This window comes from Campylobacter sp. GTC17093 (genome assembly GCF_055397635.1).
On sequence record NZ_AP038832.1, the window covers coordinates 526,440 to 542,676 of the forward strand.

16 protein-coding genes and 2 pseudogenes are annotated in these 16,237 nt (G+C 30.9%); 9 read left to right on the forward strand and 9 right to left on the reverse strand.

The features are described 5' to 3' along the window. Positions 1-101: 101 nt before the first annotated feature. The 7 genes and pseudogenes from ACZ5VL_RS02640 (at position 102) to ACZ5VL_RS02670 (ending at position 6,988) form a co-directional block, all read left to right on the forward strand. Positions 102-1,040, forward strand: coding sequence for an aspartate carbamoyltransferase catalytic subunit (locus ACZ5VL_RS02640; RefSeq protein WP_464199648.1), 939 nt, complete (start codon positions 102-104; stop codon positions 1,038-1,040). Then, positions 1,040-2,320 carry a dihydroorotase gene (locus ACZ5VL_RS02645; protein ID WP_464199650.1) on the forward strand — a complete coding sequence of 427 codons (1,281 nt, stop codon included), beginning with the start codon at positions 1,040-1,042 and terminating at the stop codon, positions 2,318-2,320. The genes ACZ5VL_RS02640 and ACZ5VL_RS02645 overlap by 1 nt, the downstream gene beginning before the upstream one ends. A gap of 81 nt (positions 2,321-2,401) precedes the next feature. Further along, positions 2,402-3,388: pseudogene (locus ACZ5VL_RS02650) on the forward strand (PDC sensor domain-containing protein); the annotation flags it as partial. 399 nt (positions 3,389-3,787) lie between these two features. Next, a pseudogene (locus ACZ5VL_RS02655) lies at positions 3,788-4,294 on the forward strand (methyl-accepting chemotaxis protein); the annotation flags it as partial. Between the two features lie 202 nt (positions 4,295-4,496). After that, the gene (locus ACZ5VL_RS02660; RefSeq protein WP_464199652.1) at positions 4,497-5,735 is read left to right on the forward strand and encodes a hypothetical protein; all 1,239 of its coding nucleotides are present in this window, start codon (positions 4,497-4,499) and stop codon (positions 5,733-5,735) included. 18 nt (positions 5,736-5,753) lie between these two features. Further along, positions 5,754-6,446 (forward strand): pseudaminic acid cytidylyltransferase, encoded by a 693-nt coding sequence (gene pseF, locus ACZ5VL_RS02665; RefSeq protein WP_464199654.1) that lies wholly within the window; start codon positions 5,754-5,756, stop codon positions 6,444-6,446. Continuing rightward, positions 6,443-6,988: a hypothetical protein gene (locus tag ACZ5VL_RS02670; RefSeq protein ID WP_464199656.1), complete on the forward strand. Its 546-nt coding sequence runs from the start codon at positions 6,443-6,445 to the stop codon at positions 6,986-6,988. The genes pseF and ACZ5VL_RS02670 overlap by 4 nt, the downstream gene beginning before the upstream one ends. Here the strand turns inward: ACZ5VL_RS02670 and ACZ5VL_RS02675 are convergent. The 6 genes from ACZ5VL_RS02675 to ACZ5VL_RS02700 are packed head-to-tail and all read right to left on the reverse strand — an operon-like array spanning position 6,985 to position 11,102. Further along, a complete protein-coding gene (locus ACZ5VL_RS02675; protein ID WP_464199658.1) occupies positions 6,985-8,055 on the reverse strand; it encodes a 3-oxoacyl-[acyl-carrier-protein] synthase III C-terminal domain-containing protein in 1,071 nt (356 codons plus the stop codon). The two genes, ACZ5VL_RS02670 and ACZ5VL_RS02675, sit on opposite strands and share 4 nt — an antisense overlap. A gap of 33 nt (positions 8,056-8,088) precedes the next feature. After that, entirely contained in the window at positions 8,089-8,319 is a 231-nt protein-coding gene (locus ACZ5VL_RS02680; protein ID WP_464199660.1) for a phosphopantetheine-binding protein, read from the reverse strand. Between the two features lie 21 nt (positions 8,320-8,340). Then, positions 8,341-9,099 (reverse strand): SDR family oxidoreductase, encoded by a 759-nt coding sequence (locus tag ACZ5VL_RS02685; RefSeq protein WP_464199662.1) that lies wholly within the window; start codon positions 9,097-9,099, stop codon positions 8,341-8,343. Then, complete coding sequence (locus tag ACZ5VL_RS02690) at positions 9,096-9,830, reverse strand: SDR family oxidoreductase (RefSeq protein ID WP_464199664.1); 735 nt, start codon at positions 9,828-9,830, stop codon at positions 9,096-9,098. Before ACZ5VL_RS02690 ends, ACZ5VL_RS02685 begins: the two co-directional genes overlap by 4 nt. Further along, the gene (locus ACZ5VL_RS02695; protein ID WP_464199666.1) at positions 9,811-10,884 is read right to left on the reverse strand and encodes a 3-oxoacyl-ACP synthase III family protein; all 1,074 of its coding nucleotides are present in this window, start codon (positions 10,882-10,884) and stop codon (positions 9,811-9,813) included. Before ACZ5VL_RS02695 ends, ACZ5VL_RS02690 begins: the two co-directional genes overlap by 20 nt. Then, entirely contained in the window at positions 10,884-11,102 is a 219-nt protein-coding gene (locus ACZ5VL_RS02700) for a phosphopantetheine-binding protein (RefSeq protein ID WP_464199668.1), read from the reverse strand. The genes ACZ5VL_RS02695 and ACZ5VL_RS02700 overlap by 1 nt, the downstream gene beginning before the upstream one ends. 104 nt (positions 11,103-11,206) lie before the next feature. On the opposite strand from ACZ5VL_RS02700, the gene ACZ5VL_RS02705 reads away from it, so the two are divergent. Continuing rightward, positions 11,207-12,709, forward strand: a complete 1,503-nt coding sequence (locus ACZ5VL_RS02705) for an amino acid adenylation domain-containing protein (RefSeq protein ID WP_464199670.1) — start codon at positions 11,207-11,209, stop codon at positions 12,707-12,709. Between the two features lie 10 nt (positions 12,710-12,719). Then, positions 12,720-13,481: a GNAT family N-acetyltransferase gene (locus ACZ5VL_RS02710; protein ID WP_464199672.1), complete on the forward strand. Its 762-nt coding sequence runs from the start codon at positions 12,720-12,722 to the stop codon at positions 13,479-13,481. Here ACZ5VL_RS02710 and ACZ5VL_RS02715 read toward each other — a convergent pair. The 3 genes from ACZ5VL_RS02715 to ACZ5VL_RS02725 are packed head-to-tail and all read right to left on the reverse strand — an operon-like array spanning position 13,475 to position 16,100. Next, the gene (locus tag ACZ5VL_RS02715; RefSeq protein ID WP_464199673.1) at positions 13,475-14,116 is read right to left on the reverse strand and encodes an MBL fold metallo-hydrolase; all 642 of its coding nucleotides are present in this window, start codon (positions 14,114-14,116) and stop codon (positions 13,475-13,477) included. The genes ACZ5VL_RS02710 and ACZ5VL_RS02715 overlap by 7 nt on opposite strands. Continuing rightward, positions 14,092-15,147, reverse strand: a complete 1,056-nt coding sequence (locus tag ACZ5VL_RS02720) for an N-acetylneuraminate synthase family protein (RefSeq protein ID WP_464199674.1) — start codon at positions 15,145-15,147, stop codon at positions 14,092-14,094. Before ACZ5VL_RS02720 ends, ACZ5VL_RS02715 begins: the two co-directional genes overlap by 25 nt. Further along, complete coding sequence (locus ACZ5VL_RS02725; protein ID WP_464199675.1) at positions 15,144-16,100, reverse strand: hypothetical protein; 957 nt, start codon at positions 16,098-16,100, stop codon at positions 15,144-15,146. Before ACZ5VL_RS02725 ends, ACZ5VL_RS02720 begins: the two co-directional genes overlap by 4 nt. Positions 16,101-16,237 lie beyond the last annotated feature (137 nt).

Consider the following 16,237-nt stretch of genomic DNA (forward strand, 5'->3'; position numbering starts at 1 on the left):
TTTTATTGTATCAAATTTAATACAGCTGTAAACTTAAAAAATTTTTGTTTAAGTAGGAATATAATAAAATTACAAAATTCAATTCATTCACGAGGTTACAAATGACCTACACACAAAAAGACCTTATAAGCACACAAAATCTCACAAAAGGTGACATAATTTCATTTTTAAATTTAGCAGATAAATTTAAAAATCTCAACAAACAACCAAACAAAAAAGATAGTTCACTCGCTGGTAAAACTGTTATAAATGTCTTTTTTGAAAACTCAACTAGAACTAGAACTTCTTTTGAGATAGCAGCAAAAAGACTTGGAGCAGACGCTATAAATTTCACAGCTTCAAATAGTAGCACTAAAAAGGGTGAAACCCTCATAGATACGATCAAAAATATGGAAGCTATGAGAAGCGACATTTTCGTAGTGCGTCATGACTGCTCAGGAGCTATTAAATTTATAGCAGAAAATACAGATGTCTGCGTGGTAAATGCAGGAGATGGATTAAACGAGCACCCTTCACAGGCTCTTCTTGATCTTTACACCATAAGAGAGCAAAAAGGTAGCTTTGAAGGACTAATCGTAGCTATAATAGGTGATGTCTTTCACAGTAGAGTTGCAAGATCTGACATTTGGGCTATGAAAACACTTGGCATAAAAGTAAAAATTTTTGCTCCTCCTATCATGATGCCTTTAGGCATGGAATCTCTCGGTGTTCATATCTGTAAAAATATAGAAGAAGCTATAGAGGGAAGCGATGTTTTAATAATGCTTAGAATTCAACTTGAAAGACAAGATGGAAGCGCTAAATTCCCATCAGTTAGAGAGTATTCTAAATTTTTTGGCTTAACAAAAAGTAAAATGGAGCATGCAAAAAATGATGTTATGATACTTCATCCAGGTCCTATAAACCGTGGTGTTGAAGTTGATAGTAATGTAGCCGATGATAAAAGATTTTCGCACATATTAAACCAAGTTGAAAACGGAGTTGCCATCAGAATGGCAATACTTAGCACTCTTGATCAAAATAGATACAAAGGCAAATGATGAAAACCCTTATAAAAAACGCAGTTATAGTAAATAGAGATGAAACTATAAAAACAAATATTTTAATAGAAAATGAGATTATATCTCAAATCACAAATGAAGAAAAATTAGCTGATAAAATCATAGATGCAAAAGGGCTTTTTGTTGTACCTGGACTTATAGATATGCACACTCACTTTAGAGATCCTGGGCAAGAGTATAAAGATGACATAAATAGCTGCTCTGAAAGTGCCGTAGCTGGTGGCGTAACAACAGCAATGTGCATGGCAAACACAACGCCAGTTAATGACAATGCGTCTATAACTAGACAAATGATAGCAAAAGCAAAAGCAAGGGGGCTTATAGATTTATTGCCAATTGGCGCTATCTCAAAAGGCTTTAATGGCGATGCTATCGTAGAAATGGGTGATATGCTTGAAGCTGGAGCAGTTGCATTTAGTGATGATGGGCTTCCAGTTAGCAGTAGTCTTGTTATGCGTTCGGCTCTTGAGTACTCAGCTCACTTTGGCTCTTTTATTATAAATCACTCAGAAGACTGTTCGCTTTGCAGACATGGTGTTATGAATGAAGGCAAAGTTGCAGCAAAACTCGGACTAAAAGGTATGCCAAAAGAACAAGAAGAGATAATGATTTCAAGGGATTTACTATTAGCAAAACTAACAGGTGGACACATTCATGTAGCTCATGTTAGCTCTGCTTGGTCTTTAAAACTCATACAAATGGCAAAAAACGAGGGTATAAATGTAACTTGTGAGGTAACGCCTCATCATTTTACATTCAGCGAAGAAGAGCTTTATGGATACAATACAGCTTTTAAAATGTCGCCACCTCTTCGAACAAATGAAGACATACAAAGCATGAAAGATGGATTAAAAAGTGGTCTTATTGATGTTATAGCAACTGATCATGCACCACATAGCTGGGATGATAAATTTATAGAATTTGATAAAGCTCCATTTGGTATTTTAGGGCTTCAAACGCTTATTCCCCTAACTCTAAAACTAGTTGAAGATGGTGTCATTTCTATGCAAAAATTTGTTGAACTAACCAGCAGTAATGCTGCAAAAATTTTAAAAATTACAAATAAAGGCAAAATAGCTCCAAATTTTCTAGCAGACATTACTATAATTGATCCAAATTTAGAGTATATTTATGATGCAAATTTAAATAAATCAAAATCTACAAACTCGCCAGTTTTTGGCAAAAAACTAAAAGGCGCAGCAGTTTATACCATAAAAAACGGTGAAGTTGTATTTGATTTTCCAAATGTTATAAAATAGAATTAAAAATAATTCACAAAAAAACTATTTTTATAGTATACTATATGTTAAATAAAATTAGCGAAATTTAAAGGATTAGAAATGGGTTTTAAACAAAAGATTTATGCTACTATTAGTTTATTGCTTATACTTGGCTATGCCACTTTTACCTTTGTTAGCTATCAAAGCAGTAAGCAAATCATACAAAGCGATATTGAAAAATCTTATACTGATGCTGTAAATACAAATTTAAATTATATAAGAAATTTTGTTTTAAATATCCAAAATGTGAATGATTCAACAGCAAAAGCAGTGGCACAATTTAATGGAAATGAAAAAGAAGATATTTTAAGATTTATAAAATCGGCTAGAACCTCAATGGGTTCAATTACTACATATGTTGCTCTAGAAGATAATTCTTTTTTTGATGCAACAGGTTTTATTCCACCACAAGAATGGAAAGCAACCCAAAGACCTTGGTATAAAGATGTAAAAGCTGCTGGAAAAACAATTATAACAGATACATATTTGGATGTAAATACAAATAAAATGGTAGTAACCATAGCAAGTCCTATTTTAGAAAACTCTAAATTCAAAGGAGTAATAGGATCTGATATATCTCTTGAGGTTTTAAGTGATTATGCCAAAAATGCAAAATTAAATGGCGGATCATTGAGAATACTTGATAGAACTGGTGTTGTAATAGGAAATGAAGATACAAAAATTGTAGGAAAAAAATATATAGATCTTTTCCCAGAACTATCTCATGTTGTAAAAGAAGTATACTCTAAAGATACAGGTATAATAGAATATAAAAATAAACAAGGTAAGAATAGGATTAATTTCTTCTCAACAGGAAGTACAACAGGTTGGAAAGTTATGGCCATACTTGACAAAGATGTTGCTTATGCAAACCTTAATAATCAACTACGTAACTTAACAATCTTATCAATCATAGCAATAATCTTAAGCATCACAGTAGTCATGAGTGTACTAGCAGTTTTATTTAAACCACTAAGCAGATTATCTTTAATGATAAAAGACCTTGCAGTTGGCGAAGGAGATCTAACTAAAAGACTTAATGTAAATGGCAAAGATGAAATAGCTAATATGGGTAAAGATGTAAATACATTTATACAAAAGATTCAAACCCTTATAATAAACTCAAAAGCAACTAGCTCTGAAAACGCTTCAGTTGCAAATGAACTATCTCAAACATCTCTTGCAGTTGGAAAGAAAGTTGAAGAAGAAAGTGCAGTAGTAAATAATGTAACAAAAGATGGAGAGCAGATCATTCATGATATAAGCTCTTCTGTTGAGAATGCTGAAAATAATGCTAAAGAACTATCTAAAGCTAATGAGAACTTAGAGAATATCAAAAATGATATGATAAAACTAAATGCAGTTTTAAGTAATATCTCTCAAAAAGAAATAGAGCTATCTCAAAAATTAAATCAAACAAGTAGAAATACTGAAGAGGTTAAAACTGTTTTAACTGTTATAAATGATATATCAGATCAAACAAATCTTCTAGCTCTTAATGCTGCAATAGAAGCTGCACGTGCAGGAGAAGCAGGACGTGGATTTGCAGTTGTTGCTGATGAAGTTAGAAAACTAGCTGAGAAAACTCAAAAGAGTTTAGATGAGATAAATACAACTATAAACCTAGTTGTTCAATCAGTTAATGATGCAAGCTCTCAAATGGAAGAATCAACCAAAGATATAACTGATATTTCTGAAAATGCTAGAAGCTTAGAAGATATAGTAAGTAAAAATACTATTATCATTCAAGAAAGTATTAACTCTAATCTAAATAGCGTAAAAGAGTATAAAGAAGTATCTAATAATATTAAAAACATTATGAAAAAAGTAAAAGAAGTTGATGCAATTGCTAGTGCTAATGCTAGAAGTGTTGAAGAAATAGCAAGTGCTAGTGAACATCTATCAAATATGACATCTAAACTAGATAATGAGCTTGGGAAGTTTAAGGTGTAAGATAAAGCCTAATTCATACTGCCATAAACTTAAACTTATGGCAGTAAATTTAAATACTTATAAATAAATTTGGTAAAATATACTCAATTTCAAACAATATCACAACAATAAAACAATTCTAATTAAATTTTAATCTTATTTTAATATTTTTAAATATAAAATGAAAAGCTATTTATAATTATTTACAATAAGGATTTTAACTATGTCAAACACTATAAAAATAAGTCTATTAGCATCTATAGTACTTACAAACCCACTACTTGCCAATGCTTCTACAGAGTTAGAAGAAGCTATTAAAAACACTAAATTTACAGCAGAAATTAAATCTCAATATGCGTATTCTAATCTTTTAGGATATGATAGCGCTGATAAAATGGCTGGAGTTGGTGGTAATATAGGTTTTTTAACCGGAGATTTTTATGGTCTAAAACTTGGCGCAACACTTCAAGCTATGGGGAAAATTTATAGCGATAGAAAAAATGATTTATTTAAAGATAGTCTAGATGCAAATGGGCTAGCTTTATCTGAAGCTTATGTAGACTATACACTTCAAAATACAAATTTAAAACTTGGTAGACAGTTTATATATACGCCATTAGTAAGCTCGGCAATAAACGGCAAATCTTCTGAAGTTATACTAAAAGATGCATTTGAGGCATATACTATAACTAACTCAGATCTTCCAGATACTACTATTACCGCAGGTTTTATAAATAGATATCAAAACTCAACTGATTACAATGGTCATATAGGTAAGTTTAAGAAATATGACTTAACTCAAGACGGTGCTTATACTGTGTATTTAAAAAATACCTCTATAGAAAATTTAAAGCTTCAAGCACAGTATTTAAGAGTAGATGGTTATGATGATAATAAAGATGCTGTATTTTTTCAAGCAGATTATAATCTAATGGGACATATTCTTTCGGCTCAATATACTTTTGCCAAAAATAGAATGATGCCATCTGAGCTAGAAGACTCTGCTGTTTGGGGTATTAGCGCAACAGGTCCACTTGGAATATCAAATTTAGGATATGCGACAGCTTTTACATCTAGTTATAAAGATGGCGATAGCTATGCTGGTCTTGGAAAAGGTACAAATGATACATTATTTACAGCAATGCCACTTGGTGGAGATCAGGTAGCTAGACGCGGGAATAGCGATACTGTAGTTGGTGCTATAGTTGTTCCAGTTGAGCAATTCACTTTCATACCATATCTTGGCAAATCTTTTGCAAATCCTAATGATAAAAATCAAAGTTCTTTAATAGGAGATGTTTTGGCATATGGTCTTGGTGCAATGTACAAATATGATGAGCATTTAAATTTAAAAGCAAACTGGGAATATGCTAAAACCGAGGAAAGCATAATTATGCCAAATGGAAATCAATCAGACAAAGACAACAACACGGTAAAAATTTACGCTTCTTATCTATTTTAATAGGTTAAAAGGCCATAAATGAATGTATGTATAATACCAGCAAGAGGTGGTAGCAAAAGAATCCCTAGAAAAAATATCAAAGATTTTCATGGGCAGCCAATCATAGCTTACAGCATAAAGGCTGCCATAAACTCTAAACTTTTTAATGAGATTATAGTCTCAACAGATGATGATGAGATAGCTGGGATAGCGATTAAATATGGTGCAAGTGTACCGTTTCTGCGCCCAAAAGAACTAAGCGATGATTATACAACGACAGGAGATGTTGTTGCACATGCGATTAAATTTTTAAAAGACAGTGGTAAAGTGGTTGATTTTGTCTGTACGCTTTATGCAACAACGCCATTCATTCAAGAAAAATACCTTAAAATTGCCTATGAAAAGCTAAAAAACTCAAATGCATGTAGTGCGTTTTCTTGCACTTCTATGCCATTTCCAATACAAAGAACGTTTAAAATTACACAAGATGATAGATGTGAAATGTTTTTTAAGGAGCACTTTAATACAAGAAGTCAAGACTTGGAAGTTGCATATCAAGATGCGGGTCAATTTTACTGGAGTAATCTTGCTAAAACTCCAACAGATATTTTCTTTGGAAAAGATAGTATACCTATAGTTTTACCACGTTACATAGTGCAAGATATAGATACTATGGAAGATTGGGCAAGAGCTGAGATAATGTATGAAGCGATAAAAAGGATAAAGATATGAAAAAACGCGAAGTTAGTATCATAAATTTTTTACACCTCAACAACGAGGAATACTATAAAATTTTAGAATATCGCAATCAAGAATTCGTACGAAAATTTTCAAAAAATAAAAATATCATATCTCAAGAAGAGCATGAAAACTACCATAAACTCCTAGAAAAAAAAGATAAATTTTTTGCATTTTTGATAAGGGTTGATGGAAAAGACTATGGTGTATTAAACTTGAAACAACAAGATGCAAATACATATTATGTAGGAGATTATCTTGTAAAAGAAGATTATAAATTTGAAGGTGGTGGTGTAGTTAATACAATTTGCTTAAATTATATATGCGAAAATTTAGGAATCAAATATTTATTTTATGAAATCTTAAGAGCAAATACAAGAGTTTTTAGACTTGGTATAAATAAAATTCACTCACAACAAGATAATGGTGACTCTTTTTATGAAACAGTAGAGATAGTGCCACTAAAAGATAGTTCAAATTCAAAAATTAAAAAAATATTTGATAAAATGTATGAAATAACCAATTATAATTACTAAAACTCAGTTATTAACATATCACAAAAATCAAATTTACCAAGTTTCATAACAATGCCAGAGTATGCAAGCCCTGCACCAAAACCAGCTAACATACATTTATATTCATTGCTTATTAGTTCATTTTTTGCATTATGACAAATACAAACTGGTATTGTTGAACTATTTGAGTTGCCATAATGTGTTACAACATTACTAGGCACCTTTTGCTCTGGCATACCTATCTTTTGTGCGAGCTTATCAACCATAAATTTGTTTGGTTGATGAAAAAAATAGTACTCAATGTCGCTTTTGCTAATTTTTGCAAATTCTAAAGTTTGAAGTATATATCTTGATACATCTTGCATAACAAACTGAAAAACAGCTTGTCCATCCATATGTATACACTCTAAATTTTGAATATTACCATACTTATTACTAGCAAATTTTTTCTTCTCAGAATCACTTAATGGTCTGAAGCCAAGTGCTGGATAAACAAGTGCATCGTAAGACTTTGCATCTATAACAGAGTGAAAATAAATAGGTTCATTATTAGTAGAGTTTTCAACAATAGTTATACAAATCGCATCTCCAGATAACGGATATGAACTAGTATTGCTTCTGTCAGGATTTTTACACATTACATCTCCTGTTATAAGCACAACTTTTTTCATATTATCATTATTTAAAAGCATAAAGGCTTGCAAAAGCCCATTTGTGTAACCAGTGCATTGTTGATTTGTATCTATACAATATACACTACTATCTAGATTTGCAGCTTCCATTATCAAATTTGCAGTTGAAGGCATCAAAAAATCTGGCGTAGTAGAAGACACAACAATAGCTGAGATATCCTCTTTTTTGAGCAAACCGCGCTTGAACATATATTTGAGCCCATAAACGGCAATTTGTGATACATAAGACTCATTTTTAAAAATCCTATGCCTATCATAACCCATAGTTTTTTGTAGCTTTATGTTTTGAGCTCTAGAAAGAGAGTTGAATTTCATATCTTCTTCAAAAGTATATTCAGTTTCTGGTAAAAGCGTCAAAATACCTGAAATTTTTTTACCATGAAATACAGTTTTCACAACTCTCCTTCTAAAAGTATCATATTTTATTCACTACTTCTTTTTGCTTGATTTAATCAAATTTTCAATAGCTTCAATGCTAGCAAAATTTTCAGCTAAAATCTCACTTCCATCTACCTTTACATTGAATTTTTCTTCAAGTTCCGTAACTAAAGTTAATATATCAAAGCTATCCAACATTCCACTTTCTATAAAATTTTCGTCTCCTAAAAAATCATATTCTGGTCTAATGTCTATTAAAATTTCTCTTATTTTATCTTGCATATTTACACCCTTAAATACTAATTATAAAAAAGAACCACCATCTATAAAATAATTTTCACCAACTATGTATTTTGCACTATTGCTTAAAAGAAATATAACCATATTTGATACCTCTCTTGTGCTAAGAATTTTAATATCACGAGAATTCTCTTTTTGAGTATTTTCATCTTGCAAAGATCTTATAATTTCTGTTTGTTCCACCATTTTAGTGATAACACCACCAACTAGTATATTGTTTACTCTAATTTTTCTTTTTAAAAGTTCTAATGAAAGTGTTTTTGCGAGCGATTGAGATGCACTTTTACTCATGAGATACGCTATTTGTCCTTTAGCACGATTGTTGTGGACTAAAAATGATGACAAAAATACAACACTTGCACAATCATTTGAAAATTGTTTTTTTGAAAATTGTTTTATAAGTTCAAGATAAGAAAAAGTATTTATCTTAAAAACTGTATCTAATTTTTCATAATCCAAAACTTTTATAGGGTAAACAGCAGGAACACCAGCTGCATAAACAAGACCATCAAATTTAACACCATCAAAATTAACTGCACTATTTATAAGCTGTGAAATACCATTTATATTTTCTAAGTCATAAATAAAATACTTATGTTTATTTGGCTCCATCATTAAAGAAATACTCTCTTTAAGGTTATCTTCATCCCTAGCTACTAACACAACACTAGCTCCTAGCTCACTAAGATGAATAGCTATTTCTCTACCTATACCAGAGCTTGCACCAGTAACTAAAAATTTCTTACCATTAAATTCGCTCATAAATAACCCCTGACATCAAAGCATCTTCCATAAACACCGCTTGATGCATCGCTCAATAAGAATGCGATATGTTCTGCTAAATTTTTTGGGTCTATTGCATCTGTTTTCATCATATTAACTAAATCTAAAACTCTAGGAGAAAAATCTCTTATACCATCATCCACTACAGCCGGTCTAATGGCATTTACTCGTATATTTTTTTTATGTAATTCCTTTGCCATTGCTATAATGCTGCTATCCATAGCACCTTTTGATGCTGCATACGCGATTCTTCCAATATCAGGGTTTATACTAGAATATGATGATAAAGCAACTATGCTAGCGTTTGGATTGGATATTTTTTTATGACTAAAACATCTTACCAATTCTACAAAAGAGAAAAAATTTACAACCATTACATTGTTTAGAATATCGTATGTTGTATTTTTCAAAGGGATAATCGGAGCAGTGCCAACACTATAAACAAGTCCATCAAATTTATGTCCGTCAAATTCTACTAATTTATTTATAAAATCACTAATTTGAGATAGATTTTGTAAATCAAAAGATAAGTATCTATGAGATGCGTTTTTATTTAATAAAGAAAAAACATTATTTAATTTTTCTTCAGATTTAGCGCTTATAACAACTTTTGCACCAAGTTCACTAATTTTGATCGCAGTAGCTTTTCCTATAGTACCAGTTGCCCCCATTATGAGGATTTTTTTACTATCAAGCCTTAGGAGTTGCATCTAAGACCTTCTCTCGTCCTTCATCCCAAGTAATATCAGTTTGTATGATAGAAAATATATCAGATGGCCTTATATAAGCATCAGCCACACCAAGTGATAAGCCTATACCAAAACCAGACATTATAATTTTTATATTTTCATTTGAGTTATTTTCTCCATAATGATAGCACATGGCATTTGGTATACTAGCACCTGACGTGTTGCCATACCATTCTAAAGATAAAGGAACTTTTGATATATCAACTTTTAGTTTTTTAGCTATAACTTCCAACATCGATTTATTTGCTTGATGGAGTAAAATTGTATCGTATTCATCTGTATTTGTATTAAAGGTTTCAAGAAATTTTTTAAATAGTTTTGGAACTCTAGTAATACTAAATGTAAAAATAGCAAGTCCATCCATATTTATTTCTGGATCAAAATCTGGATTATCTACAAATTCATATCTAAGACCCTTTACGGCGCCAAGAGCTTTAAAGCCACTTCCTATAGTTTGCAAAGCAAACCTAAATCCAGGAGCACCTTCTTCATAATCTATAATAGTAGCACATCCACAGTCACCAAATAAAAATGTATTTAAATTTTTATGTTTTGGATTATCTGAATGCACATCGCCAATCAAAAGCAAAACTCTTTTTAAATAACCGCTTTGAAGTTTTGAAGCCGCAAGATGAAGACCATAAACATATCCAGAACATCCCAAGTTTACATCATAAGCCATACACTCTTCACTTAAACCAAGTCTATATTGTAATGTGCTTGATGTTGTCGGATCTGGATAATCAGGAGATTGTGTGATAAATATAAGAGCATCTATACTATTTCTATCGATGCTTTTTTCTGTAAAAATTTTTTCAGCTGCTGCCAAACATAGATCAGAAGTTATAGTTTTTTGTTTTTTACTATAAAACTTACGTTTTACTCCGGCATCTTTAACAAATCTATCTACACTATCTTTTCCAAGATCTTCATAAAAATCTTTAGCCTCTAAGCTACTGTCTGGGACAGCACAACAAACAGCTGAAATTTTGACATTTTTTATATGATCTATCATTATTTCATGCTATCCAAAACATCTTGTATAGTTTTAAATTTTCTAATATCCTCAGGTTTTGCAACAATCCCAAATTTCTCATCCATCATAACTACATATGATATAGTAGCAAGAGAATCCCATTCCTCTATGTCTTCTAGTTTAGTTGAGGGCGAAAAATCACTAACTTCTAGTTCCAAAAGCTCAGCTATGAGCTCCATTTTTTCTTCTAACTCCATGATTAGCTCCATTTAAAGAAAGTTTGAGAAATAAGCATAATTTTAGCTTATAAAGTTTAAAATATAGCTTAAGTTTAAGCTTAAAAATCTAGTAGGATTTTATTATGCAAAAAAATATTTTAGAGTATTTAGAAAAAAGTGCCACAAATTTTCCAGATAAAATAGCCATAGAAGACAAATCATCAAATATAAGTTTTTCAAATTTAAAAAATAGCTCTAAAGCAATTGCTACTCATTTGCAAAAACTAAACATAAAAAAAAATATGCCAATAGCTACATTTTTACCAAAAAGTATATCCGCTATACAAGCATTTTTAGGGATAGTTTATAATGGTGATTTTTATGTCCCGCTTGATGTCAAAAATCCTCTAGATAGAATAAAAGCCATTATCAATAATATGCAGATAAAATATATCATAACAGATAAAAGTTATAGTAATTTTTTTAAAGAATTTGATATTAATTTAATTTTATTTGATGATATAAATTTAAATGAATATCAAACTTTTAATGATACAAATTTCAACCTATCACTAGATACAGATGTATTGCATGTTTTAAATACTTCTGGTTCAACTGGCGTACCAAAAGGGGTTACTATACCTCACCGCTCTATAATTGATTATATAGACTGGATAACTAATGAATATAAATATGATGATAGTTTAATAATAGGCAATCAATCCCCCCTAAATTTTGACATTTCAACATCAGATATTTTTATGACATTAGCAACTGGATGTAAGCTCATTCTTATAGATGAACAACTATTTATGTTTCCAGCTAAACTTATTGAATTTTTAGAACAAAAAGATATAAATTTTGTATTTTGGGTACCATCTATACTATCAAATATATCCAAACTAGATCTACTTAAAAACAGTAACCTGAAAATAAAAAGCGTGTGGTGTGGCGGAGAATTAATGCCAACCAAGCATCTTAAATACTGGCAAAAACATTTGCCAAATACTATTTATGTAAATACTGGTGGCGCAACAGAAGTTGGAGTTGTGTGCACGCATTATAAAATAGAGCGAAAATTTAATGATGAAGAATTACTGCCAATAGGACAAGCTTGTAAAAATATGCAAGCATTTATATTAGATGAAAATAATAATTTAATCGATAAGGCAGATATTGTAGGAGAGCTTTGTATCAAGGGTAGTGCTTTAGCTTTAGGATATTATAATAATCCAGAAAAAACAGCACAGTCTTTCGTGCAAAATCCACTAAATAAAGCATATCCAGAAAAAATATATCGCACTGGAGATTTGGCATATTATAACGAAAATAAAGAATTGTTTTATAAAGGTAGAAAAGACTTTCAAATAAAGCACATGGGATACCGTATAGAACTAGGAGAGATAGAAACCGCTGTTTTAGCCATGCAAAATATAGACAATGCATGCACTTTATATGATAAAGAAAACAGTAATATCATTTTAATATACGAGTCAAAAACCAAAGCTTCACAAAAAGAAATTTTGCTAGAACTTCGCGATAAGCTCCCAAAATACATGTTACCAACTAAGTTTATTTGTCTTGATGAAATGCCGCTTAATGCAAATGGGAAGATTGATAGAAAAAAACTTCAAACAATGATATAAAGAGGATTTTGTGAATCAAAATAAAATATTAGAAAATTTTAAAGTTAGCTTTTCTAACAGCTTTAAGCTTCACAACAATCTTATATTGCCAAACGAACTTTTTGATAAACTAGAAAAAAATGAGCTTTTACTAACTCAACATGAAAATAACTTTTTTATATATACTAAGCAAAACGCTCTTACTTTTTTTATAAACAATGATAGTAAAAACTTTAATTTGCCTAGCTGTGTTTGCAAGATAAGTGCAAGAAAAGAAGAAGATTTCGCTAAATTTGATAACTTTTTAAACCAAAATCATTTTAAAACAGCAGATGCACTCTTTTTAATGTATAATCAAAAGCCTATACAAAATCCACTTGACGATAAAGACATAGTCTATACAAAAGGTGAAAACTTGGCAAAAGATATACATGAGTTTTTATCATATTTTTTTGGTGATACTTGGATGATTTACATCTCGCAAAATGACATAAAAGAAAAAATAGCAAAAAATGAAATTTTATTAGATGTTTATGGTGGCAAGATAAGCGGTGTTTTAATTTTCAGCAAAAATTTAGGACAAATTGTAATAGATTATATTGCTACAAAAAAAGAGTATAGAAAAAACGGTGCTTTTTTACTTATGAGTAAGCTTTTTAGCGATACTTCAAATTTAGCAAAAAAAATATTTGTGAGCTACAAGAACGAGCACGCTATAAAATTTTATGAGCGTCTAGGTTTTGAAAAGCTTACCTCATCTCCTAGGATAATCAAATTTTATAAAAACTACTGAAATTTTTCTGATAGTAAAAATTCCTTAAAATGCCCCGGTTTTACAAGTAAATTTCTATCTAAACTTTTAAAAAACGGCACCGAAACACTCTCATAGATTTTTTTGCATTTTGAGTTTAAAAAAAATGGCTCTACATATCCGCTAAATAAAGAATCTCCAGCAAAAAGCAACTTATCCAAGATTATCACACACGATCCATCACTATGCCCTGGCGTGTGAAAAAACTTAAACTCTAAACCATGCCAATTTAATATAAATTTGTCGTCAAAAACAGTATCAGCTGGTTTTATAATAACTTCTCCTCTATTTACTATTTTATTTGCTTTCATAAATTTATAAATAAGTTCTGAAAATTTGGACATATTTTTAGAGCTTGAGCCAAAATTTAGACTTGCTTTTTGCTGCGCTATAACTTTTGCGCCATATTTCTCACGAAGTTTATCAACTCCTAAAATATGATCAAAATGTTCATGTGTAACGAAAATATATTCTAATTTCGTTTTATCTATGACTTTAGAAATTTCTTCAAAATTATTTGGATCTATAACTACGCTAAACTCGCCTTTTTTTAGCACATAGCTATTTATCTTAACCTCATTATCATTGCAAACTATGATATCTGGAAGTGTGACCACTCTAAAACCTCGCCCTTTTTTACATCTTTGCTTAGCCTAAGTCCTATAACTTTATCCCTATCAAATGGCGAAATGCCATATCCTGGACGAAGCATATCAAGATCATCTTTTGTAATTATATCTCCTGCTTTTAGATCTCTTTTTAGATGTAAAGATCTTGTAGCCCAATGTTTTTCAGGTACTTCATTTTGCGGCAAAAGCTTTCTTTGATCACCAAAAGCAATTTCTAAATTTCTAACCTCATTAACTATATTTTTCATATCAATTGGATCCATACTAAACCAGTGGTCAGGTCCCTTTAAATTTTTATCTATCGTAAAATGCTTTTCTATGATTTTTGCCCCAAAACAAACCGCTCCAAGAGTTGCAGTTATACCAAGAGAGTGATCAGAAAATCCTATGACACACTGTGGATACATCTGTTTTAAGGTTTTGATTACATTTAAGTTCATATGCTCCATTTTTGAAGGATAATTAGTCACACAGTGAAGTAAGCAAAGATCTTTTGTGCCATTTTCTTCAAGCAAATTTATAGCCATATCCATCTCAGCTAATGTGCATTTGCCTGTTGAAAGAAAAACAGGTTTTTGTAACCTACCTATAACTTCAAGCATATCTACATAATTTACATCTGAAGATGCGATTTTATAGATAGGATTATTTAGCGTTTCTAAAAACTCTACACCCTCAAGACTAAAAGGCGTAGAAAAGCAAATGAGTCCTTTTTTAGCGGCGTAGTCATAAATTTCTTTATGAAATTCCCTCTTAAATGTCACCATATCAAACATCTCTTTTAATGTTTGCGTAATTTCTTTGTTGTTGCCGTATTTATATGTGTATTGCATGTCTTTGTTTGAAAGAAGTTCTTCGGCTGTATAAGTTTGAAACTTCACAGCGTCCACGCCACACTGGCTTGCAGCATCTATACTTTCTTTTGCTAAGTTTATATCCCCATTATGATTTGCGCCAACTTCAGCTACGATGAAAGCAGGAGCGTCGTTTGAGATAATTTTATCATTTATCTTTATCACATCTGTCCTTTTAAGTGGATTATGATTTTTTCTATATTGTCTAATGCGCTTGCATCTATAAGTTTACGAGCGTAAGCACATCGTTTGTTTACATCGGCAATTTTTAAATTTATTAAACTCTCATACGCTTCATTTATGCTAAAAAGATCATTTATCATACCAAGTTTAGCAAAATTTGCTACGCAATACTCTAAATAACTCCACCTAACACAAGCAACGGGCACACCAAGCACCATGGCTTCATATGTGCTCATTCCCCCAAGAGTTACCAAGATATCATTTTGCAAAAGCAAATTTATAAGACTTTTTGGACTATTTACATAATTTATATTTGGTTTTTTGATATTTGCTATTTTTTCTTTTCGCTCCTTGCTCATTGCTGGACCAAGAACTATAGTGTAGTGGTATTTATCATCATCTATAATGTTTACAAAATACTCCGTGAAATTTGCAGGATCAGCTCCTCCAAAACTTATCAAAACATTTTTTATGATATCTATATGAGTATCTTTTTTGCGGTATTTTAGCAAATCTTGCGAAATGATATAATATTCAAAGCCACGGTAAATTTGATAATTTCCATTTTTAACTTCATAATCAAATCCATCCATCACAACTAGCACGTCAGGTTCAAAACCATGCTCAACACCGTTAAAATGAATGATATTTTTTACCTCACACTCTTTGCGTAAAAAATCGCTTAAATCCTTATTTGCATCAAGCAAATCACATATATAAATTTCTGGCCTTAGCTCTTTTAAAAGGTTTAAAGAACTATTTACATCTGCACTTTTGAATACATTTTTATACTCATATCTTTTAAAAAGTTCATCATTACACTCAAAAATTGCCATAACTTCATATTTATCAAAAAGAAATTTAAAAAGTTCAAAACATCTTGAGAGATTTCCAATACCTATTTTTTCATCGCCTCTTGCGTGGATTAGTATCATTTTATAACCTTTCTAGAAAATATTATATATAAAAATTTGTAATATAAATTTTATTTGGCTTCTTTTATATAGTTTTTTTGTATAAGTAAATTCAAAGTGCTAAAACGAGATAATTTCAAAATATTTTCAAATTTAAA

Bases quoted from the DNA above. Each gene is read 5' to 3' on its own strand.
- ACZ5VL_RS02680 (WP_464199660.1), bottom strand. From the start codon at position 8,319: ATGCAAGATAAAATAAGAGAAATTTTAATAGACATTAGACCAGAATAT.
- ACZ5VL_RS02705 (WP_464199670.1), top strand. From the start codon at position 11,207: ATGCAAAAAAATATTTTAGAGTATTTAGAAAAAAGTGCCACAAATTTT.
- ACZ5VL_RS02695 (WP_464199666.1), bottom strand. From the start codon at position 10,884: ATGATAGATCATATAAAAAATGTCAAAATTTCAGCTGTTTGTTGTGCT.
- ACZ5VL_RS02725 (WP_464199675.1), bottom strand. From the start codon at position 16,100: ATGATACTAATCCACGCAAGAGGCGATGAAAAAATAGGTATTGGAAAT.
- ACZ5VL_RS02700 (WP_464199668.1), bottom strand. From the start codon at position 11,102: ATGGAGTTAGAAGAAAAAATGGAGCTCATAGCTGAGCTTTTGGAACTA.
- ACZ5VL_RS02690 (WP_464199664.1), bottom strand. From the start codon at position 9,830: ATGCAACTCCTAAGGCTTGATAGTAAAAAAATCCTCATAATGGGGGCA.
- ACZ5VL_RS02685 (WP_464199662.1), bottom strand. From the start codon at position 9,099: ATGAGCGAATTTAATGGTAAGAAATTTTTAGTTACTGGTGCAAGCTCT.
- ACZ5VL_RS02640 (WP_464199648.1), top strand. From the start codon at position 102: ATGACCTACACACAAAAAGACCTTATAAGCACACAAAATCTCACAAAA.
- ACZ5VL_RS02670 (WP_464199656.1), top strand. From the start codon at position 6,443: ATGAAAAAACGCGAAGTTAGTATCATAAATTTTTTACACCTCAACAAC.
- ACZ5VL_RS02645 (WP_464199650.1), top strand. From the start codon at position 1,040: ATGAAAACCCTTATAAAAAACGCAGTTATAGTAAATAGAGATGAAACT.
- ACZ5VL_RS02660 (WP_464199652.1), top strand. From the start codon at position 4,497: ATGTCAAACACTATAAAAATAAGTCTATTAGCATCTATAGTACTTACA.
- pseF (WP_464199654.1), top strand. From the start codon at position 5,754: ATGAATGTATGTATAATACCAGCAAGAGGTGGTAGCAAAAGAATCCCT.